General features: G+C 72.2%; 10 protein-coding genes. 2 read left to right on the top strand and 8 right to left on the bottom strand.

Annotation, left to right across the window (positions count from 1 at the left end; translation table 11 throughout):
* Positions 1-10: 10 nt before the first annotated feature.
* The 8 genes from AW274_RS19115 to AW274_RS19075 form a co-directional block, all read right to left on the bottom strand.
* Entirely contained in the window at positions 11-1,261 is a 1,251-nt protein-coding gene (locus tag AW274_RS19115) for a WD40 repeat domain-containing protein (protein ID WP_269750595.1), read from the bottom strand.
* Between the two features lie 33 nt (positions 1,262-1,294).
* Positions 1,295-4,219 carry an nSTAND1 domain-containing NTPase gene (locus AW274_RS19110; protein ID WP_157520430.1) on the bottom strand — a complete coding sequence of 975 codons (2,925 nt, stop codon included), beginning with the start codon at positions 4,217-4,219 and terminating at the stop codon, positions 1,295-1,297.
* A 197-nt stretch (positions 4,220-4,416) separates the two neighbouring features.
* Entirely contained in the window at positions 4,417-6,330 is a 1,914-nt protein-coding gene (locus AW274_RS19100) for a YehQ family protein (protein ID WP_062433945.1), read from the bottom strand.
* The gene (locus tag AW274_RS19095; protein ID WP_062433942.1) at positions 6,327-7,448 is read right to left on the bottom strand and encodes a VWA domain-containing protein; all 1,122 of its coding nucleotides are present in this window, start codon (positions 7,446-7,448) and stop codon (positions 6,327-6,329) included. The genes AW274_RS19100 and AW274_RS19095 overlap by 4 nt, the downstream gene beginning before the upstream one ends.
* Complete coding sequence (locus AW274_RS19090; protein ID WP_062433939.1) at positions 7,445-9,709, bottom strand: DUF5682 family protein; 2,265 nt, start codon at positions 9,707-9,709, stop codon at positions 7,445-7,447. Before AW274_RS19090 ends, AW274_RS19095 begins: the two co-directional genes overlap by 4 nt.
* Positions 9,710-9,711: 2 nt before the next feature.
* Entirely contained in the window at positions 9,712-10,776 is a 1,065-nt protein-coding gene (locus tag AW274_RS19085) for an ATP-binding protein (protein WP_062433936.1), read from the bottom strand.
* Positions 10,773-14,036, bottom strand: a complete 3,264-nt coding sequence (locus tag AW274_RS19080; protein ID WP_062433933.1) for a DUF4132 domain-containing protein — start codon at positions 14,034-14,036, stop codon at positions 10,773-10,775. The genes AW274_RS19085 and AW274_RS19080 overlap by 4 nt, the downstream gene beginning before the upstream one ends.
* Positions 14,033-17,536 carry a DUF4132 domain-containing protein gene (locus AW274_RS19075; protein ID WP_062433929.1) on the bottom strand — a complete coding sequence of 1,168 codons (3,504 nt, stop codon included), beginning with the start codon at positions 17,534-17,536 and terminating at the stop codon, positions 14,033-14,035. The genes AW274_RS19080 and AW274_RS19075 overlap by 4 nt, the downstream gene beginning before the upstream one ends.
* A gap of 226 nt (positions 17,537-17,762) precedes the next feature.
* On the opposite strand from AW274_RS19075, the gene AW274_RS19070 reads away from it, so the two are divergent.
* Together AW274_RS19070 and AW274_RS19065 are read left to right on the top strand one after the other, a co-directional pair.
* A complete protein-coding gene (locus AW274_RS19070) occupies positions 17,763-18,065 on the top strand; it encodes a Pepco domain-containing protein (RefSeq protein WP_062433927.1) in 303 nt (100 codons plus the stop codon).
* A gap of 10 nt (positions 18,066-18,075) precedes the next feature.
* Positions 18,076-22,878 (top strand): wHTH domain-containing protein, encoded by a 4,803-nt coding sequence (locus AW274_RS19065; RefSeq protein WP_083974478.1) that lies wholly within the window; start codon positions 18,076-18,078, stop codon positions 22,876-22,878.
* The last annotated feature ends 7 nt before the right edge of the window (positions 22,879-22,885 follow it).

Genomic DNA, 22,885 nt, shown 5'->3' with positions numbered 1-22,885 from the left:
GCCTCCGTCGTCACGGGAGGCAGGTGGGCCGGTAGTCGACGTCGGCGATGTGCTGCCGCCATTCCCGTGAGGTGAAACCGCGGCCCGCCATGGCGCACACCGCGCCGAGCAGGTCGGCCGGGATTCCGACGTCCCAGATCCGAATGGTCGAGTCAGTGTTCGCCGTGACGAGCCGTCTTCCGTCCGGAGAGAAGGCCACGTCGTCGGCGGGGCCCGTCACCAGGACGCCGACCTCTTCGTGCGTGGCCGTGTCCCACATCCGCACGGTGCCGTCCGTGGAGGCGGACGCCGCGTACGTGCCATCAGGACTGAACTTCACCGAGGTCACCCTGGTGGTGTGGCCGGTGAGGGGGGTGCCGGCCTGGCTGTGGGTGGCCGCGTCCCAGATCCGTACCGTGCCGTCGTCGGATGCGGACGCCACGTAGGCGCCGTCGGGACTGAAGTCCACGGAGTTCACCGCGCCCGTGTGCCCGACCATGGTGCGGCCGATCTGCTCGTGTGTGCCGGTGTCCCAGATCCGGACGGACCTGTCGTTCGAACCGGACACGAGACGTTCGCCATCGGGGCTGTAGGCCACCGAGTTCATCCAGCGGGTACGGCCGACGATGGGTGTGCCGACCTGTTTCCGCGTCGAGAGGTCCCAGATCCGCAGCGTCGCGTCATCTGCGGCGGACACCAGGCCGGCGCCGTCAGGGCTGAAGGCGACCGAGGTGACCGTTCCCCCGGAATTCGCCCTGTCGACGTGGCCCTGGAGAGCGACGCCTGCCGGTTGCCGGGTATCGGGGTCCCAAATCCGCACCGTCATGTCCCCGGCGGCCGACGCGAGGCGGGTGTCGTCCGGGCTGAACGCGACCGCGGTCACCCCTCCGTCGTGGGACATGGGTGCTCCGATCTGCCGGTGCGTGGCGGTGTCCCAGACGCGCACGGTCTTGTCCGCGGACGCGGAGGCTATTCGGGTGCCGCCGTGGTCGAAGGTCACCGACTCCACCCACGCCTCGTGCCCGGTCAGGCTGCGGCCCACCTGCTGGTGCGTGGTGGCGTCCCAGATGAGGACGGCTCCGCCTTCGTCAGAGACCAGCCCGCCGTTCGCGGCGAACGCCACCACGCCCACCTCGCGATCGGGATCAGGGTCACCGATCGTGCCGATCTGCTCATGTGTGGCCGTGTCCCAGATCCGTATCCCGTCGTCGGCTCCGGAGATCAGACGCGCGCCGTCGTCGCTGAAGACCATTGAGTTGACCGTCCCGGTGTGACCGGTCAGCGGCGAACCGACCTCCTCACCGGCGACCGTGTCCTAGATGTGTATCTTCGTGGAGATCACGAAGGCAAGCCGCCTTCCGTCAGGGCTGAAAACCAGCGACGGCACCTCTCCCGCGAACCCCGTGATGGTCGGACCGACCTGCCGGCCGGTTTCCGGATCCCAGATCCGCACCTTCCCGAACTCGCCGGAGGCGAGACGGGAGCCGTCCGGGTCGTAGGCGAGAGACTGGATCGAGTCCGATGGCTCACCCAGAATCGGACCGACTCTCCGGCGGCTCGCCATGTCCCAGATCTGAATGCCCTCGCGAGAGACGGAGACCAGACGGGCGCCGTCAGGACTGAAGGCCACAGTGGTGACGTCGCCGAGATGGCTGCCCAGTGACCGGCCGACGGGTGTACGGTCCGCCAGGTCCCAGATGCGAACGTCCGCGAACTCCCCCGTGGCCAGGAATCTCCCGCCGGGGTCCAGAGCCAGGGAGTGGGGCGGGGTCAGCCATTCGGACACCGGGAAGTCGTGAACCGGTGCACGCGTGGCGAGGTTCCAGGTCCGTATTCGTTCGGACGTGGCCGAGGCCGTGATCGTCCCGGCCGGACTGACCGCCGTCAGGTCCCCGGAATCGGTCACGATTCCCCGTAGCGGCGAACTGACCATGGCCACCATCGCGGCGCGCGCCTCCTCGGTCGGCGCGGTGGACCAGGCCGCGGCGAGGAGACGGGCCGAGGTGGCAGGATCATCGGAGAACGCCCGGCCGTAGGTCACCATCTGCCGGGAAAGCACCTCGGCGTTGCGCGTCTGCGCGTCGAGACCGAAGCGCAGAGCGATCACACCCGCCGTGATCGCGATGACGAGGAACGCGGCCAGGAACATCGACAGGGTGCGCCAACGACGCTGGGAGCGGGTGGCGGCCCGGGCGCCGGCCCGGAGGAACTCGCCGGCGAGCGCGGTCAGGGCCGGATATCGGACGGGGTCGGCACGCCAGCGCTCGGCCGCGAAACGGGCCGTCTCCAGGCGTCCACCCCGGTAGAGGAATGCGGCGTCGTCGGCGGACTCGCGCCAGGTGGCGGCGTCGCGCAGGATCGTTCCGTGCAGGACTCGGTCGTCGAGGTCCTCTTTCAGCCACTCGTGGAGGCGTGGCCACGTCGTCACCAGGACGTCGTGTGCGAGTTCGACGACACTTCCGGCGTCGCCTCCCTGATCGTCGACCCGCGCGACGACCATCAGCCGCGCCGACGTGAACGCCTCCACGACCTGCCACACCGCGTGGGGCCGTTCCGGTGCGCAGGCCGACGTCAGTTCGTCCGGGAACGCGCGACGCCGGGTGGTCTGCCCGTCGGCGCCGGTGACGGTGAGCGCCAGGAAGATCCGCCGGGCGATCCGCCGTTGCCCGGAATCCAGATCGGCGTACGTGGCCTCGGCCGCGTCGGTGACGGCGGACGCGACCCCGCCGGCCCGATCGTAGGCGGCGTGGGTCAACCGGTCGCCTTCCCGGTTGGCCCATGTGCGCGCCATCGCGACGGAGAGCAGCGGCAGGGCCCCCGCCAGGTCCGGACCCGACGATCCGCGTACGTGACTGACGAGGTCCTCGACGATCTGCTGCGCCAGCCCTTCCTCCACGTGCAGCCTCGCCGCCGCGGCGGGCCCGGTGATGGTCCGGCGCAGTTCCTGCCGGGTCATGGGGCCGAGCACGAACGTGCGTTGCTCCAAGGCGCGCACCAGAATCGGATATGCGGCGCAGCGTCCCAGGAAATCTCCGCGGATCGCGAGCACGACGACCCCGACCGGCTCGTCCGGCGCACCCTCGGCGGCCGGGCGGGTGAGAGCATCGATCGCCGTCAGGAACCGGTCTGCCTCTTCGAGATCGGCCGACGGGCCGGACGCCAGCGTGAAGAGCTCCTCGAACTGGTCGACGACCAGGATCAGCCGCCTTTCGCGAGAAGCCCGCCGAATCCGCTCGATCTCCAGAATCTGCCGCCCCCTCCGGACCGCGGCCCCGGCGGGGTCGGCACGCAGTTCGGCCAGTACGTGATCGGCGTCGGCGTTGCACCGTGCGGCCATCTGGACGGCCAGCACCCGCAACGGATCGGCGCCGGCGTTGAAGACGATCGGCGTCCAGTCGGCCGATCCGTTCGCCGACCCGCCGAGTTTGGGCAACACGCCGGCCCGCAGGAGGGAGGACTTCCCCGCTCCGGAGTCACCGGTCACGATGATCGGCCCGTCATGGACGTAGGTGACGACCATGGTGAGCAGCCGGGCGGTCGACTGCCTCCGGCCGAAGAAGACCCCCGCCTGGTCGGGACCGAAAGGGCGCAGCCCTTGGTAGGGACAGTCGATCCACTGCTCGGCCGGCCCTAATGCGTTCGCCTCCCCGGGCGGGCGGACGATGAGTTCGGTCAGCTGCTCGTGGAACTCGAGAAGCAGCGCGATCATGAACTCGTTCCGGGATCGATCGAGTCGCCGTTCGACCGCCTGCTGCGACAGGGTCCGCTGGATGTGCAGGATCGAACTGTCCAGTCCCCGCAGCAGCGGAGCGATCCCGTCCAGCTGGCTTCCCAGTTCGGTGAATCCGGTCCTGAGGTCCTCCAGCAGGCGCTCGTGACCGTCGACGACCACGTCACGGATGATCAGTGCGGTGGCGTCGATCCGCTCCAGGACGACCGCGAGGGTCCCTGCCAGTTCTTCCGCCTGCCCGTCCTGGCGCGACAGGACCTCTTCGATGCGGGCGGCGATCTCCTCGCGGACCTGGTCCGCGAACGCGGGGTCGCTTCCGTCGGGGTGCGTCGGCGCTTCCGCCGTGGACGACCGGAGCCGGGTGCGGGCGCGGGCGGCGTCCAGAGATTGGCTGATGAGGGTCGCCAGCACGTTGGAACCGACCGACCCCAGCACGACCAATCCGGCCTCAGCGCCAGAATCGGCCATGGCGATCGGCAGCAGCGCGCTCGCGCAGAGCCCGGCGAGCATCGCTCGCGGGCTCGCCCACGCCACCCCCCGAGCCGATGCCGCGCAGGCCCGCCGGACCCAGTTCCGTGCGCCTTCCTGTGCGGAGGTGATCGGCTCCGGCACCTCCACGCGCGACCCCCGTCGTCTCTTCCAGGTCCGTCCCTCGGGTCGGTACGACTCGCGGGTCCACCAAGGCATCGCGGAATAGGCGTCGATCGCTACGGGGAGATCAGGTCGAGGGCGAGTTCCAGGCGCAGATACGCGTCGACCCAGGCGTCTTCGGTTCGAGCGGCCGCGAAGGCCATGACGTCGCCAGCGATGCGGCGCAGGCCGATTGCGGCCAGCCGCTCGGCGGCGGTCGTGAGCCGCGCCCCGTAGGTAGGCGGCAGGTGGTTCAGGCCCCGATGGGCGGCCTCGGCGAGCAGGTCCCGCGCCTCGGTCAGCGCGGCCGTGAGCGGGTCGGCCGCCGCCTCGCCCGCGTCGGCCAGCCCGACGGCGGCGGGTTCCCGCAGGTCGGGGACGATCAGCTGGTCTCCGGCCACCAGGCCGATCGGTTCGACGACCACGGTGCCGGCCGTGCGCCGGACCACGCCGCTGACGAAGCGCACGTGCCCGCCGGTGAGCGCGGCGGCCAGCGCGTCGAGGCGGCCCGGGGCGGCGGCGGTGTGGACGGCGGCGATCGTCGCCGGGGTGCCCGCGTGGTCGGCGATCACGGCGTCGAGGCGCTGGTCGCCCGGGGTGTAGGCGATGCTCTCCACCCCGGCGACCGGGATCACCCGGACCAGTTCCGCCTCGATCCTCGGCCGGATCGGGCGGGGCGGCAGGGCGTCGAGTTCGCGGGCGAGGGCCGCCACGTCGGCCGCCAGGATCGACGACGGCAGGTCGTCCCAGAGGCCGCGCGACGGGCTGACCGTGGTCTTGGCGATCCGGCCGGCGGCCAGGCGTACCGTGCGGCTGGCGCTGCGGACGGCCGACTCGGTGACGAGGTTGCCCGCCGCGAGCGCGGCCAGCGGGGTGGCGCCGATGCGCCGCCGGGCCAGCGCGGGGCCGTCGGCCTCCTCGTCGTCCCAGTGGCGGCGCAGCACGAACACACCGGCGCTCGCCGCGTGGGCCAGGTAGACCTCGGCGATGCGGCGGCCGCCGATCGCCCTTATCCGGCAGCCGAGGGCGTCGAGCCGGGCCCGCCGCAGCGGCGTCTCGGCGGCCTCGGCGGTGCCCAGGACGCTGCTGCGCAGGGTGGCGTCCGGCCGGGTCACCGCCCGGTGGCGGGCGTGCAGTTCGGCGAGGTGGCTCGCGAGCAGTTCGGGACGGTAGTGGGCGCCTCGGCCGTGGTAGGCGGCCAGTTGGTCGGCGAGGTCGTCGACGGCCAGCAGCGGCCAGCGCAGCCCGGCCTCGTCGAGGTGCCGCCGCGTGTCGGCGACGACGGCCTCGAAGCCCGCGCCGAGATGCGTCGCACCTTCGCGGAGCACCGTCGCGGCCAGCCCGAGCGCGCGTTCCAGCCCCGGACCGGCGCCCTCTTCCGGGGCTCCCCCGACGTCGATCCGCACGTCGTCCAGGCCGGGATGCCGTTCGTCGGCGGCCCGGAACGCCCACACGGCCAGCGCCAGGGCGTCGTCCCTGCTCCCGTCGGCGGCGTCGGTGTGCACGAACCCCAGGTCGCCGGGCACCAGGAACCGCACGGTCGCGGTGGCCAGCTCGACCTGCGGCACCGGGTCGGCGGCGTTGGCCCGGCGCACCCGCGCGGTGTACCCGGCCTTCTCGGCCCGCCGGGCGGCGGCCATCGACCGGGCCCCGATCCTGGCGGTGAGCTCGTCGTCGGTGACCTGACCGGGCGACCAGGGCAGGTCGGCTGCCACGTCCGGGCTCTGGTCGGCTCGCTGGTACGCCAGCACCAGCCCGATCAGATGGCGGCAGACGCCCGTGGCCGCGCAGGTGCAGCGGCCGCCGTCGAGGCCGCCGGCCGGGAGGCTGGCGGTCGGGCCGTCGGGGAAGTCGCCGTGGACGGTGCCGTCGGGGTCGGTGCGCAGGGCCGGGGCGGCGGCGTCGAGCTCCCGGGTCGCGCGTTTGACCAGGCCCTTGTTGGTCAGAGCGGCGAGGGAGTCGGGGGTGAGGGCGAGCAGGTCGGGTCTCATCGGCCCACGTGTTCCGCGACGAAGGCGGCCAGTTCTCCCGGGGTCATCGCGCCCACGTGCGCGCCCGCGTTCGCCAGGCGCTGCGCGAGCGCCCGGTCGTAGTCGGGGTTGGCCTGTTCGTCGAGGGCGGCCAGGCAGAGCACCTGGCTGCCCTGTTCGACCAGGCCGCGTACCGTGCGCACCAGCCGTTCGGGGGTGCCGCCCTCGTAGAAGTCGGAGATCAGCACGACGATCGCCTTGCGCGGCCGGTCGATCAGACCGGCGCCGTACGCGGCGGCGCGGCCGATGTCGGTGCCGCCGCCGAGCTGGACCTTCATCAGCAGGTCGACCGGGTCGTCGACGTCGGCGGTCAGGTCGACGACATCGGTGTCGAAGGCGACCAGGTGGGTGCGCACGCCCGGCAGACCCCACAGGCAGGCCGCGGTGACGGCCGAGTGGATCACCGAGCCGACCATGGAGCCCGACTGGTCGACGAGCAGGATCACCTGCCACTGGTCGAGGTGGCGGCGGGTGCGGGTGAAGAAGTAGGGGGTCTCGATGACGACCTGGCCGGTCTCGGGCCGGTAGCGGCCGAGGTTGGCGCGCAGGGTGCGGGTCAGGTCGAAGTTGCGGGCCTGCTTCAGCCGTCCCGGACGGCGGGCCTTCGCGCCGGAGAAGGCGGCGCGGACCTCGGTGGCGAGCCGGTCGGTGAGGTCGCGGACGACCGCCTCGACGATGCGCCGGGCCAGGCGGAGCACCTGCGGGTTCATCAGGTGCTTGGTGCGCAGCACCGCCTTGAGCAGCGCCGGGTTGGGTTCGATGCGCGCCAGCACGGCGGGGTCGGTCACCACGTCGTGGATCTCGTAGCGTTCGACCGCGTCGCGCTGGAGCCGTTCGACGGTCTCCTTGGGGAACAGCCGGGTGATGTCGTCGAGCCAGTCGACGGTCGTCAGCGTCGACGCGCCCGAGCCGCCGTCGCGCCGAACCCCCCGGCGGCGCAGGTCGTCGTCGCGGCCGTAGAGCCAGTCCATGGCCGCGTCGCGGGCGGCGGCCTGCTCACCGAGAGGCTGCCCGCCGAGGCAGGCGCCGCCGGGTTCGCCGAGCAGCAGCCGCCAGCGTTCCAGGGTGGGGTCGGTCATGACGTGATCAGTCCCTCCCGGCGCAGCGCCGTGTCGACCCGTTCGTCCAGTCTCATCCCGGCGGCCACCAGCTCCGGGGTCGCGTCGAGCCGCATCAGGTCGGGCCCGGAGGTCCCGCCCGTGCGCAGGCGAACCAGCCGGGCGGCGATGAGGTGCCGTTCGCGGGGCGGGAAGTAGCCGAACGCCTGGCGCAGCGCCGGGAGCGCGATCAGGAACCCGTCGTCGGTCATCGCCTCGACCAGCTCGTCGAGCAGCTCCAGCATCCCGGGCGTGTGCAGCACCTCCTCGCGGGCGAGCGCGAACAGCCCGGCCAGCCAGTCGCCCGCCAGGGCCGGGGTGAAGGTGCCGCGCACCGCCCGGCCGGGGTCGGCGGCGGCCGTGCCGCGCAACGACCAGCCCAGCCCGAAGGCGGCCCCGCGCAGGTCGGGCGGCGCGTCGTGGCAGGCGGCGACGCGGTCGGCGACGCCCAGCGCGGCCGTGGTGTCCAGCCCGAGCGGGGCCGCGGCGTGGACCAGCGCGTCGCGCACGGCCGCCATCGCGCCGATCCGCTTCGGGTCGGCCGGGGCGGGACCGCCGCGCACGCCCTCGGCCAGCCACAAAGCGCGCCGCACCGCCGCGGCGATCAGCGCGCCGAAGGCCGGACCGCCGCCGGTGTGGAACAGGCCGTCGTGCCGCCACATCGCCAGGGCGACGGCCAGCGTGCGGCCCAGCGAGCCCAGGTCGGCCGCCGCGCCGACGGCGCGTGCCAGGTCGTCGAGCACCTGGCCGGTCAGCGCGCCGACGCCGCAGAGCGCCGCGTCGAACAGCAGGCCCGCCAGCACGTCCATGTCGCCGGGCGTGGCGGCGATGCGTTCGGCGAGCACAGCGGCGGCGGCCTCCTCGGGGTCGACGCCGTAGCCGCCGGCCTCGATGAGGGCGGGCAGGCGGTCGTCGGAGTCGGTCAGCGTCCACTGCTCCGCCGGTACGGGGTCGCCTCCCGGCCCCGGCCCGGAGTCGCGCACCACCCCGGGGATCGCCAGCACGCGCAGGCGGTGCAGCAGGCGGCTGCGGTCGAGGTCGGCGGGCTTCCCGAGGTCGAGGCGGACCTCGCCGGAGCCGCCGAGCCCCGTGGCGCGCAGCCGGTCGGCGACGGCGTGCACGAGCGGCGGCAGCGGGGTCGACGGGTGCAGCCGGCCCACCCGGTCGCCGCTGAGCGCCGCGACCATCTCGACGATGACGGGGTGCCCGCCGGGCCTGATCCGGCCGCCGGTCGCCCACGGCAGCGGCGTGTCCAGGGCCTCGCCGACCAGCGCGCTCGCCAGCCCGTCGAGCACGTCGACCCGGGCGGGGTGGACGTGGCCGCGTACCGCCGCCAGGCCCTCGGCGGTGGCGCGGGCGGCGATCAGGTCGGCGGTGGAGACCGGCTGCCCCCGGCCGCGCAGCCGCGCGGTGACCGCCTCGGTGAGCCCCCGGGCGGCCTCGTGGGGGCCCGACTCCCACAGGTGCTGGTAGTAGGCGGGCGAGGGCATGCCCGACTGGTAGCCGTCGAAGGCGTCCAGCCGCCGGAACGAGTAGGGCACCAGGTAGCTGCCGACGACCGCGTCCCCGGGCGGTTGGGGCAGCTCCGGCCAGGTCCGGTCGCCCTCCTCGGCAAACCGGACCAGCGCCGGGCGGTGGAAGCCGCCGGTGACCACGACGACCGGCCGGTCGCCCGCGTCGGCGACCGCCGCCCTGACCCAGTGCGCCATGTACGCCTCCCGCGCCTCGTCGTCGGGGGCGGTGCGCGCGTCTCCCCGGACGAGATCGAAGTAGGCGGCCAGCCGGTCGGCCAGGCCGTCGGCGGGTTCGATCTCGAACAGGTGGTCCCAGAGCGCGTCGGGGTTGTCGACGGCGAAGTCGCGGCAGAGCCGCTCGGTCACCTCGGCGTAGCGGGCCTCGGCGTCGGCGTAGCGGTTGCGCACGTCGGCCAGCGCCGGATGCCAGGCGGGCAGGTCGATGAACCGCACCTCCGCGCCGACGTCGCGGCCGGCGGTCAGCGCCGTCCACTCCGGCGAGTAGTCGCACAGCGGCGCCCACGAGCCGTGCCGGCGCTCGGCGTCGCGGTAGCCGGTGTAGACCGCGATCGGCAGGTCGTGGCCCAGCAGCAGCTCCCCCAGCCGGGGGTTCATGTCGGCCGGGCCCTCGACGAGCACGTACGCCGGCCGCAGGGCCGTGATCGTGTCGGCGACCAGCCGCGCGCAGGCGGGACTGTGGTGCCGGACGCCGATGAAGGTGGCGGTCATCGTCAGCCCGGCAGGAGGTGACGGGCGTCGTACAGGGGCCCGGAACCTTGGTGTTCCAGGTACCTGCGGAGTTTGGCCAGGTCGTCGGGGCTGTCCTTGGCGGCCGTGCCCGCGAGGCAGGTCACCAGGTCGGCGGCGGTGCCGGGCTCGCCGCGCAGGAACCAGCCGCGCAGCCCGACGGCGTGCGCGACCGAGACGGCCTCGGCGGTGCTCATGACGCCCGACAACCGGTCGGTGGCGTCGCCCCGCGCGGTCTGGCCCTGCCGCAGCTCGCGGAACGCCCTGACCAGCACCTCCAGCACGTCGCGGTGCGGGAGCGCGCCGACCCCGGAGCGTTGGAGCAGCGCCGTCGCCTCGGCCTCGACCAGCGACAACTCGGTGCCGAAGTCGGCGATCGGGAAGACGGTCTCGAAGTTGAAGCGCCGTTTGAGCGCGGCGCTCATCTCGTTGACGCCCCGGTCGCGGGTGTTGGCGGTGGCGATGACGCTGAAGCCCTCGCGGGCGAACACCATGGCGTCGGGGCCGGTCAGCTCGGGGATCGCGAGCACCCGGTCGGACAGCGGCGACAGCAGGCAGTCCTGCACCTCCAGCGGGCAGCGGGTGATCTCCTCGAAGCGCACCACCCGGCCCTCCGCCATGCCGCGCAGCAGCGGCGCGGCCACCAGCGACCGGGGCGACGGCCCTTCGGCGACCAGCAGCGCGTAGTTCCACGAGTACTTGATCTGGTCTTCGGTGGTGGCCGCGCCGCCCTGGATGGTGAGGGTGGACGTGCCGCTGACCGCCGCCGCGAGCAGCTCCGAGAGCAGCGACTTGGCCGTGCCGGGCTCGCCGACGAGCATCAGCCCCCGGCTCGTCGCCAGCGTCACCAGGGCGCGGTCGATCAGCGACGGGTCGCCGACGAACTTGCGGGTGACGCCGAGCTTCTCGTCGCCGATGACGAACCGGCGGGCGGCCCGCAGGCTGAGTGCCCAGCCGGGCGGCCGGGCGCCGTCGTCGGCGTCGCGGAGCCGGGCCAGCTCGTCGGCGTAGCGGACCTCGGCCGGGGGCCGCTGGACGTGGTCGTTCATCGGATCAGCTCCTGGAGGTCGCGCATGATCTCGGAGGCGGTGACGGGATCGAGGCCCGTGAGGTCGTCGGTGGAGACGATCAACTCCTGGTCGGCGTCCATGTCGACGTAGCCGACCGAGACCCCGGGGTTGAGACCGACCGTGATCCGGCCACCGGGCACCTCCCGCTCGATCCCGCCCTGCCAGCCGGCGTCCTGCGGGGAGGTGCGCCGCCAGCCGCGCCGCTCCAGGCCGATCACCCGGCCGGTCGGGACCCTGCCGAACCGCTCGGTGTCGAAGCCGGCCGCCACGGTGAAGACCTCCCGGCCGAGTTGCGGGAAGGGCTGGAGGATCTCGTAGTCGGCGAACACCTCGGCCCAGAGGCCGAGCGCCTCCCCCAGTTCCAGCGGGTGGACGAGCCCGATCTCGACGTCGGCGCGCAGGGTCAGCGTCTCGTCGTCGACGTCGGCGAAGCCGCGGTCCTCGGCGACCCGGAACGCGTCGACCTGCCTGCCTTCCGCGTCGTAACAGCCCCAGACCAGCCGCCGGGTGATGTGCCAGAGCAGCGGGTGGCCGACGAACAGCCGGGTGAAGTCGCCGGCGCTCCAGCGGCGCCGGTCGACCATCGCCCGCTCCAGGCGGTGGATGGTGTCGGCGGCCACCGTGCGCACGTCCTTCTTCAGGCCCGCGAATCGCCGGTACGCCTCCGGCGCCAGCTCGGCGTCGTCCTTGACGCCCGGCTTGGGCAGGCTCTTGAGGCGCTTGCCGGCGGCGTCCACGACATAGGGCTTGAGCTGCTCGTCGAAGCCGACCACGAACCGCCGGGGGCCGTAGTCGAGGGTCAGGCTGCCGTCGGCGGCCAGCCCGAAGCCGGGCACCAGCCGGTCGGCCAGTTCCTCGGGCGACAGGTCCAGCCGCGCGGCGACCTCGGCCATCTTCTGCCGCGCCCGGTTCTTCAGCCCGTTGAACCTGCCCTTCTCCGCGAGGCTGTGGAGGTGCATGAGCGCGACCTCGGTCCCGAGGGTCGTGAGGATCTCCAGGCCGGTGACGGCGCGGGCGAACCCTCCTTCGCCGGGCCAGGCCCGGATCACCGGGGTCAGCCTGCGGACGGTCTCGTCATCGCCCACCAGCGCGAGCGCGTCGAAGATCCAGCCTGTGGCGGGCGGATGCCCGGCGGCCCGCCACCGCTGGAACAGCGCCCACCCGAAGTCGGCGAGGCTCTGGCCGTCGCAGGCCTCTTTGACCACGGCGATCCCGGCATAGGGGTCACCGGGCCGGGAGACCGAGAACATCGTCACGACATGACGGGCCGCCTCGACCGGCAGCGTCGCACCGCCGCCCCGCAGCAGGATCGGGGGCAGCATCAGGGGGTCGGCCCATTCGGGGACGACGGGCATCGTGGCGGGCAGCGCGTCGAGCGGGTCGGCGTCGAGCAGCGCGGTGATCGCGGCCTCGGCGGCCGGACCGTGACCGGCGGCGGCCCGGATCACGGCGTCGCGGCCGCCACGCGCGGCCAGCGCCGACAACGCCTGCTCGGCCTGGTGCCGGGCCGCGCCCGCCCTGCCGAGCGCGGCCGGGACCAGAGCGCGGGCGGCGGCGTCGGGATGACGCGCCAGCCAGGTCAGCGCGGTCGCCCGCACCGTCTTCAGCCGGCCCAGCCACTCGGCCATCAGGCTCGCGATCCCGGGGGTCGCGAACGGGACCAGCGCCGGAGCGATCCCCGTGGGGTTCCGCCGCGCCATGTCGACCACCAGGGGCAGCGCGGCGGACTCGAATCTGGCGGCCACGGCCCTGACCCATTCGGGGGTGCGCCACATCTCGTCGGGCCGCCACACCTCGATCAGCTGCACGGCCAGGTCGTCGGGCCCGGACACGAACAGGGCCGGCGCCTCGTACCAGCCCTTGTATCCCGGCGCGCCGCCGACGGCGACGGGCGGCCAGTCGCGTCTGTCCACCCGGCACCATTCCGGCGCGCTCGACCGCCAGGCGTCCCGCTCGCCCCGCCCCCACGCCACCGTCGGCTCGTCCGTGCAGACCAGGCCACTCACCACAACCGGCGTGCGCACCGTCCGATCCCGCGACCACGGTGGGACGACCAGCACGTCGGGCAGCGCCCCGGGCGGCGCGGCAGGCGCGATCGGGGCGGCCTCGACCGCGGCGACGCGCTCCGCGGCCGGACCGGTGAGGTCGGCCAGTACCTCGGCGACCAGGTCGGGCCGGGCCCGCACGTGGGCCTTCAGCAGTTCGTCCACGACCTTGCCGCCGCCCTCGGCCAGCAGCCGCATCGCCCGGCGCGGGTAGCGGGCCGCCGCGCTCAGCAGCGCGGGCTGGACGAACGTGCGGTCGGCGCGCTCGATCAGCGCCCGCATCGCCTCGTCGGTGGGGAGCTCGGCGAGCATGGCCAGCAGCAGGCGCTGCTCGTCGGGGTCGTACGCGTCGTCGAACCAGGCGGCCAGCAGCGGCGCGGCCGCGCCGCCCAGACCGTCGACGACCGTCGCCGGCAGGCCGGGCTCGTGCCTCACCCAGTGCCCCTGCACCAGGTCCGCGATCAGCGCCGCCTGGGCCGGGGTGCTGATCGCGAGAATCAGGCCGTAGGACACATCGGGATCGAGCCCGGCGGCCTCGGCGCAGTCGGCGTCCACCCACGCGCGCTCGGTCGGCGCCAAGTAGGACGCGGCGACCCGCTGGCGCGGCCCCGCCTCACGGCAGCGGGCCAGCGCGCCGGCCACCTCGGCGTACTCGTCGTCCGCCGCCTCGGCGACGGCGGCCCGGACCCGCCGGAACAACTCCCGGCGGCTCCCGCCCCACCAGCGGCCCTGGCCGTCGGCGGCCAGCCGCCTGACCGGCAGGAGATGCTGCGCGCTCACGTTCCGCTGGTACTCGCCGCCGCACTGCAGCGCGCTCAGCTCCGCCGTCGCCGTCACCGCGAACACCAGACCGCGCTCCGTCAGCCACGTTTCGGCGATCGAGAGCAGCACCTTCGACTCGTCCCAGTTCAGGCAACTCGCCACGGCCTCGGCGACCACCGCGGCGCCGAGCGCGCTGCTGTCGGGCTCTCCCGCCAGGTGGGCGGCGCCGGCGGCGGCAAGCTCCGCGTCGGTGCACAACGCCAGGCAGCCGTCGACCAGCTCCCGGTACTTGCCGAGCGCCGCGGCGACCTTGGCCGCCGCGCCGGGGTCGAGCCGCTTGGCGGGCGCCCGCACCCCGCCCCGCCGGGGATGGAGACCGCGTAACCAGGCGACCGGAATGGTGAAGTGGTCTTCGTCGACGACGATGCTCATCGGACGAGCTCCTCGAGGTCGCGCATGATCTCGGAGACGGTGATGGGGTCGAGGCCGCGGAAGTGGCCCTCCTCGACCATCACCGTCTGCTCCTCCTCCATGTCCACGTAGCCGACGCAGACGCCGGGAGCGAGATGGATCGTGACGATCCTGCCACCGGGCGCCTCCCGCTCGATCCAGCCCTGCCAGCCGGCGTCCTGCGGGGCGCCGCGCCGCCAGCCGCGCCGTTCCAGACCGAGCACCCGGCCAGTCGGGATCTTGGTGAACCGGTCGGGGTCGAGGGCGTCCGGCGCGGTGTAGACGTCCCGTCCAAGCTGTGGGAACGGCTGGAGGATCTCGTAGTCGGCGAACACCTCGGCCCATGCGCCCAGCGTCTCCCCCAGCTCCAGCGGGTGGACGAGCCCGACGGTCACCCCGCCGGGCAGGGTCAGCGTCTCGTCGTCGACGTCGGCGAAGCCGCGGTCCTCGGCGACCCGCAGCGTGCCGAGCAGGGCGCCGTCGGCGTCGTAGTAGCCCCACACCAGCCGCCGCGTGATGTGCCAGAGCAGCGGATGGCCGACGAACAGCCGGGCGAAGTCGCCGGCGCCCCAGCGGCGCCGGTCGGCCATCGCCCGCTCCAGGCGGTGGATGGTGTCGGCGGCCACGGTGCGCACGTCCTTCTTCAGGCCCGCGAATCGCCGGTACGCCTCCGGCGCCAGCTCGGCGTCGTCCTTGACGCCCGGCTTGGGCAGGGTCTTGAGGCGCTTGCCGGCCTCGTCCACGACATAGGGCTTGAGCTGCTCGTCGAAGCCGACGACGAACCGGCGGGGCCCGTAGTCGAGGGTCAGGCTGCCGTCGGCGGCCAGCCCGAAGTCGGGCACCAGCCGGTCGGCCAGCTCCTCGGGCGTCAGGTTCAGCCGCCCCGCGACCTCGGCCATCTTCAGCCGCGCCCGGTTCTTGAGCCCGGTGAACTTGACCTTCTCGGCGACGCCGTGGAGGTGCATCAGCGCGACCTCGGTGCCGAGCGTGGCCAGCACGTCGAGGCCGGTGACGGCGCGGGCGTGCCCGCCCTCGCCGGGCCAGGCCCGGATCAGCGGGGTCAGCCGCCGCACGGTCTCGTCGTCGCCGATCAGGGCGAGGGCGTCGAACATCCAGCTCTCCTTGGACGGATGCCCCGCGGCCTGCCACCGCTGGAACAGCGCCCACCCGAAGTCGGCCAGGCTGCGCTCGTCGCACGCCTCCTTGACCAGGGCGATCCCCGCGTAGGGGTCGCCGGGCCGGGAGATCGCCAGCATGGTCACCACGTGGCGGGCGGCCTCCAGCGGCAGCGCCAGGCCGCCGCCGCGCAGGTGGATCCGGGTCAGGATCGAGGGGTCGGCCCACTGGGGCGTCGCAGGCATCTTGGCGGGCAGCGCGTCGAGCGGACCGGCCGCGAGGAGTTCGGCGATCGCGGCCTCGGCGGCCGGGCCGTATCCGGCGGCGGCCCGCGTCACGGCGTCGCGGTGCCCGCCGGCGACCAGGGCCGACAGCGCCTGCTCGGCCTGGCGGCGGGCCGAGCCGGGCTTGCCCAGCGCCGGGGGGACCAGCGCGCGGGCGGCGGCGTCGGGATGCCGCGAGAACCACGCCAGCGCGGTCGCCCGCACCGACTTGAGCCGGGCCAGCCAGTCGGCCATCAGCACGGCGATCTCGGGAGTGGCCAGCGGCAGCAGCGCCGGCGCGACCTCCGCAGCCTGCTTCCGGGCGTAGTGGACCACCAGGGGCAGCGCCGCGAACTCGAACCTGGCGACCGCCGCCCGCATCCAGTCGGCGGCCTGCCACATGTGGTCCGGACGCCATGTTTCGAGGACCGGCCTGGCCAGTTCCTCCGGCCCGGCCACGATCAGGGTCGGGCCCTCGAACCAGCCGTTGCGGCGGGGTCCGGAGACGACGGCGGCCATCTGCTCCCAGGTCAGGTGGCCTCGTTCGCACCAGTCGGGGGCGCTCGACCGCCAGGCGTCCCGCTCGCCCGGCGCCCACGCCGTCGCCGGTTCGCCGGCGCAGACCAGGCCGTCGATCACCACCGGCGTGCGGACCACCCGGGGCCGCGTCCACGGCGGGCTGACCAGCACCTCGGGCAGGGCCTCGGGCGGCGCGACCGCGACGGCCGCCGTGTCCGCGAGAGCGCCGATCCGCTGCGCGGCGACGGTGCCGTCGACCTCCGCGAGCACCTCGCCGACCAGGTCGGGGTGGGCCAGCACGTGGGCCCGCAGCAACTCGGCCACGACCTTCCCCTTGGACGCCGCCATCAGCCGCATCGCCCGGCGCGGGAAGCGGGCCGCCGCCCGAAGCAGCGCCGGCTGGCCGTACTTCCCGTCGACGCGGTCGATCAGCACCTGCATCGCCGCGTCGCCCGGCAGCTCGGCGAGGACCGACTGGAGCCGTTTCCGTTCGTCGGCTCCGTCGATCCTGTCGAGCCAGTCGGTCAGCACCGGCACGGCGGCCTCGCCCATGCCGTCGACGACCGTGGCCGGCACCGCGAGACTGCTGCTCACCCAGAAGAGCCGCAGGTCGTCGGCGATGAGCGCCGCCTGCGCCGGGGTGCTGACCGCGGTGATGAGCCCCTGGCTCTGGCCCGTGCCGGGCGCGGCGGCCTCGGCGCAGTCGGCGTCGACCCACGCGACCTCGGAGGGCGCGAGGTAGGACGTGGCCATCCGGTGGTGCGCCCCCGCCTCACGACAACGGGTCAGCACGGCGACGACCTCGGCGTACTCCGCGTCGCCCGCCGCCGCCACGGCGGCCCGGACCCGCGCCGGCAACCCGGCCGCGTGGCCGAACCACCAGCGGGAGGTGCCGGTGCCGTCGGGCAGCCGCCGGACCGGCATGGCAGGCTGGAAACTACGGTAGTAGTAGCTGTCGTCTCCGCACTTCAGCGAGATGAGCTCCACCACCGCCTCGGCCGCGAACACCAGCCCGCGCTCCGCCAGCCACGTCTCCGCGAACGCGGCCAGCATCGCCGAGTCGTCCCAGTTCAGATGGGCGGCGACCACCTCGGCCACCACCGCCGCGCCGAGCGGACCGCCCGCCGCGTCGCCGTCGAGCCAGGTTGCGCCCGCCTCGGCGATCCCGGGGTCGGTGGTCAGCTCCAGGCAGTCGCGGATCATCTGCCGGTGCTCGGCCACCCTCGCGGCGACCTTCGCGTCGGCGTCGGCGTCGCGCCGCCGCTCGGGCACCCGGACGCCGCCTCGGCGGGGGTGGAGGGCGCGTAACCAGGCGGCCGGCATCGTGAGAACGTCTTCGTCGTCGGGCGCGGCCGTCTCGGGGGCGGCAGTGTCGTCTTCGGTGTAGCCCTTGCGCAGCTTCTCGGCCACCAGCTTCTCTACGGCCGCCGTCGCGGCGGCTTCGGAGTCGAAGGACGTGACCTGCGTCCGGCCCTCGGCATCGAGGCGTCCGTACCGGATGACCAGTTCGGTGGCGTCCTGCCTGACGTGCCAGAACTTGGCCGAATCGCCGCCGACGTAGGTCAGCTTCCGTTCCGTGGACATGCCGGTACCTCGCAAAGGTCAAAGCGGGAAAGTAGGCACAACCTAGCGATCTCGACCGACAATCCTCACGGGACGGATGATCATGTCCAGCGCGGCGATCCGCTCCTGCGGCAGTCACAGCGGATCGTGTGGCGCGCCTGGCGTGATCGTGACAGCCTGGTTCCTATCGTGGCAATCGAGGTTCGACTGAAGAGGACATACGGTGCAAGAACCTTCCTCCCCTCCGGTGATCGACTCCTTGACCTTCATCGTCTCCGACGACGGTCAGGACTCCACGATGGGTCTGTTCCCCGGGGCGGATCACGCGGCGATCCTCCGCCAGATCCCCGTCGACGTGCTCCGGGAGAACCTGCGGCAAACGGCTGAGTCGCTGCGCGCGGTGTTCGAGGACATGGCGAAGGCGACCGACGGGCTGCGGCTCAAAGAAGCCCAGATCGGCGTCGAGATCACGGGCGAAGGCGGCATCCAGCTCATCGGCACCGCCAAGGTCGGCGCCACAGCGGCCATCACGCTGGTGTTCGGCACCTGAGGCGGGCGCTGTGGGCAGGTTCAGGGCACTCCTTCTGGGAGTGGCCGAGTACGACGATCCCAGCATCAAGGACCTTCCGTTCGTCACCGACGATCTCATCGACGTCGCCATGGCGTTGGAGGCGCGTGGCTGCACCGTGGAGGCTCCCGAAGGGAGCGGGCGGCTGGGGCAGACCCGAATCCGGACCGAGGTCAGCCGCTTCCTGGTCACCGCGAGCCCGGGTGACACGCTCCTGATCTACCTCAGCGGGCACGGCGCCCACGGCGACGACGTCGACTACCTGTTGCCGAGCGACGCGGATCTGAAGTGGCTGAGCCTGGCCGACGTGGCGGTGCCGCTGACCACGTGGGGTCCCATGATCGAGCAGAGCAGGGCCGCCGGAATCCTGTTCCTGGTGGACGCCTGCCGCGAAGGCTTCCACGAGAACACCAAGTCCGCGTTCGCCCGCACGGCTTGGGCGCCAGACAAGATCGCCAACGCCGCCCGGCGGAACGTCGCCTGGTTGTTCCCCTGCTCGCCCGGGGAGGTCGCCCGATACGTGCCGGTCCAGCCCGGCGGAAGGTCGTTCAGCCTGTTCGCCCGGGCGGTCGAACTGGCCATCGGCGCGGGGGCCGCGCCCGACACCTTGTCGAGTTTCAAGCGCCAGGTGGCCGAGAACCTGACGGCGCTGGCCATCGAGCATCGGGTGCCCGCTCAGCAGGTTCGGCTGGCAGGCGAAGCCGACCATGACGCCTTCGTCGTGCTGCCCGGCCGGGCTTCCGTCCTGGAGCACGGTGACGACTGGGCGGAGATCGCCGACGCGCACGTCGCCTGGAAGAAGATTCACAACGTTCTCGGAAGCGCGGGCCTGCGCGAGGACACCGTCGCGGTCGTCCGGCGTCTGGCGGCCCGGCGGTGGGCGGCCGGCGGAAAGCTGGCCGAAGATCCGTGGCACGACTCCCGATTCGCGCTCCGGATGAGCGAGCGGATGAACTTCATCCTCGGATCCCTGCTCGACGACCTGCGCCTGTCACCCGCGGAGGCCGCGCTGCTGGTGGTGGCCCCGTTCGTGCACGACACCCACTGGGCGCACATCGCGGCCGAGGCGAGCGTCGTCAACCCCGCCGACCTGGCTCCCGCCGGTGCGCCCACCGAGCGGCGTAAGGCCTATGAGACGTACACACGCAGCCACCCCCGGCTGCTCCGCCGTGCCGTCGACGCCGCCGGCCGAGGTGAGACCGGCGTCTCCAGGCAGATCGGATGGTGGCTTCTTCATCGCTGGACCAGCAGGCTGGCCACGTCATTCAGTTCACAGGCCGTGGCCGTCTCGCTCGACGGCCACAGCTCCGGATCTCGGCTGAGCGACGAGGTTCTGACCAAAACGCGGTTGAGTGAGCTGATCCGGCTCGTCTACGCGGACGCGGGTTTCATCGCACGCACCGACCGGCCGCACGGGCTGTCGGCCTCCCGTCTGATCGCACCCGGTCGTATCGGGGAGCAGACGATCAGAGAGAGGCTGGTGGCCTACCTCGTCGTGGTGGCCCACCGCATGGCCATCGAGATGACCGGACTCGGCGGCGTCCTCGTCGACCACATCGGCATCGTCCAGTCCCTCACCCCGGAAGACGTGCTCCAGACGATCGACCAGGCCCGGTGGGAACCCCGTGGGACAGGACGCGTACTCAGAGCCGCCTGCCCGCATCCGGCCATCGAAGTAGCCCTGCGCGAGCACGTCTCCGATCTCGACCGTATCCTCGCCGACATCGGCAACGCCGACGACCCGTCACTCGCCGAACTCGCCGGGCTGCCCGGTCATGCCGACGCCGACCAGGTCAGAGCCGCCGAGCCGAACGGGGTCGCCGCGTACACGTCCGCCGGCATCCGGTTCCGCCTGGACGAGGAGCGCGTCCAGGAACTGCTGATGGGCGAACGGCTCTACACCGATCGTGACCTGGCGCTGCGCGAGGTCTACCAGAACGCCCTCGACGCCTGCCGCTACCGGCGGGCCCGAACCGAGTATCTCCGCCGGACCGGTGTCGGCCTCCCCGACTGGGAGGGTCACATCAGCTTCTCCCAGGGCATCGACGAGCAGGGCCGCCCCTATATCGATTGCGCCGACAACGGGATCGGCATGGGGGTACGAGAACTCCAGGACGTCTTCGCGAAAGCCGGCATGCGATTCGCCGAACTGCCCGAGTTCATCGAGGAGCAGGCCGAATGGGAGAAGCTCGATCCTCCCGTCGTGCTCTATCCCAACAGCCAGTTCGGCATCGGCGTCCTGAGCTACTTCATGCTCGCCGACGAGATCACCGTGACGACCTGCCGGTTGGGAAGGGACGGCCGCCCCGGCCACCGTCTCCGCGTCTCCATCGCGGGCCCTGGAACGCTCTTCCACATTCAGGACTGCGGACCGGGCGACGACGCGGGCACGGTTCTCCGTCTTCACCTGCGAGCCACGGGAAACACGGATCGAGTTTCCTGCACGGAGACGCTCCGACAGGTACTGAACTACTCCGAGTTCTCCGTCGAAGCCGCCTATGGCGACGAGCGGATCGTATGGACCCCGAAAGAGCTGAAACTGTACGGCGAGCCGATCGCCGACAAACGTTCCAGAGGGCCGGTCTGGTGGCGGGAAGGCTCGGCGAGCGTCCTCGCCGACGGTCTGCAGACGAATACGACCAGCTTCGGAATGATCGTCAACCTCAGTGGCGAGAACAGCCCGGAACTGACCATCGACCGAACGGAGTTTCTCAACTCGGCCCGCAATTCGGATGTCCTCATACGTGTCTTGTCACAGGCCGTCGAGCAGCTCGCCAGCGACGACGCGCCTGTTTCGCCGACGTTCGACTGGCTCGGCGAACTGCTCTACCACCGGCATCCCCTGATCGCGGACCTGGTCTTCGCTCAAACCGTCTCGACCGGGAAGTCGATCACTCTGAACGGGCATGAGATCGACTTCTCCCGGCTCGGCTTCTTCGCCGGGGATCGGGATCTCGTCCCCCCGGATATCAACTACCGGCAGCCGGACTACTCCACCGACGGCCAGGCACGACGACGGCAGTATCAGGGCATCCGTCCCCTGTCCGACGATCTGATCAGGTGGCGTCTGGCGGCCATGTGCGCGGCCGAGAACCCCGATCTCCCCACTCCCGGCCCTCCCGCACGGCCCACCGACGCGGTCATTCTCGGCCAGAGACCTGGCTATTTCTATTCACGGCTGGAGGAACCGTGGCTGCCGCGGGACACACCCGTCCTCAGACATCAGGTGGTGCGCGCGGCGCTCGCAGCGGGATACGGCATCGGCGAGACGGCCCGGCGTCTCGCCGAGCTGGGATATGACGTTCCCGTCGCGACCTGCGCCCTGGGCTCGCCGGAGGAGTCGGATCTCGTCCTGCTGCGCGCGAATATCTACGACGACGAAGGCTCTCTGGATGAGGGCCTTCCTGCCGACACCCCACCTGCCGCGTCCATCGGGCACGTCGTCGCCCTGGCGACTCAGCTGGGGTGGCCGATCAGGCAGGTACTCGATCGACTCATCGAATTCGGGGTCCACGTTCCAGCTGGAGTCGATGGCCAAAGGGCCGAACCTGCCGACCGTATTCTGCTGAGCCGGGATCTGGACGGCGAGCAACCCTGGCTGGAGCCGATCGACGACTCGGGAGATCCGGCACCCGTCGCGGCCGGCCATGTGGTCGCCGTCGCCGCGCAGTTGGGGCGCGACGTCGAAGCGGTCGCCGAAAAACTGCGGCATCTCTCGTTCACGGTGCCCCGCGAACTACCGGTCAGAGGCCGGCTCGGCCACGACGACCTCATCCTGCTGAGCAGGAACTTCGACGCGAGGCCTCCTACCTTGCCCGGTGTCCCCGTCGTTCCCCTCGGACATCTGCTCATGGCAGGGAAGAGAACAGGAAGGCCGGTTGGCGAAATCGCCGCACGACTCGCCGACCTCGGGTTCCGGATACCGGACGCCCTGCCGCTCGCACACGACGATGATCTGCTCCTGGTCGCACGGGATGCCGGCGGAACCCCGCGCTGGCTCGACTCGACGGAGATCGTCGATTCACACCATGTGGTCGAGGTCGCGAGTAAGTCAGGCCGGAGCGTCGAAGAGGTGGCCAGGCGGCTGGCGAAGCTCGGCTTCGACGTCCCCTCACCCCTTCTCACTGCCGGGGACTACCGGCCGGCAGACGCGATCATGCTCGGCATAGGGGACGAGAAGGAAGAATTTCACCTACCCCAATGGGACAGGGGCGACGCGCTCAAACCGGTCACCATCGGTCACCTCGTGGCGGTGGCCGGAAAACTCGATCAGCCCGTCGGTGAAATCGCCGACCGGCTGGCACAGCTGGGTTTTCTGGTGCCGGCCGGCTATTTCTCCGTCGGCCGTGTCGAACCCGGCGACAGGCTCCTGGCCAGCCGATGGCTCAACGGCGGCAAGCCGTGGCTGGAGGATGGAGTCGTTCCCCTCGGCCATGTCTACACGGCCGCGGGACAGCTGACCTGGACGGCGGAGAGAACGACAGAACGGCTTGCCGCGCTCGGGCTGTCCATTCCGCTTCTGCCGTCCAGGTCCGTGGACGCCGTCGACCTCATTCTCATGAGCCACGAACTCAGTGATTTCTCGACGATCAAAACGCCGAATTTCAACAGAAACGCGCGCCGGAGCTGGTGGATCGATCAGGAGGAGCCCGTGCCGCTTTGGAACGTGTTCGCCGGGGCGGTCCACACCAATCTGCCGGTGCCTGTCGTGGTCGAGCGGTTCCGGTCCCTTGGCTACACCTTGCCGGACCTCCCGGGTGTTCCTGGGGTGCTGCGGAAGCACGACACTCCTTGACCGAGAA

It is taken from the genome of Herbidospora daliensis, from assembly GCF_001570585.1.
Taxonomy (GTDB): domain Bacteria; phylum Actinomycetota; class Actinomycetes; order Streptosporangiales; family Streptosporangiaceae; genus Herbidospora; species Herbidospora daliensis.
The sequence above is the reverse complement of the archived record's forward strand: the minus strand, read 5'-3'. Positions and strand labels throughout refer to the sequence as shown.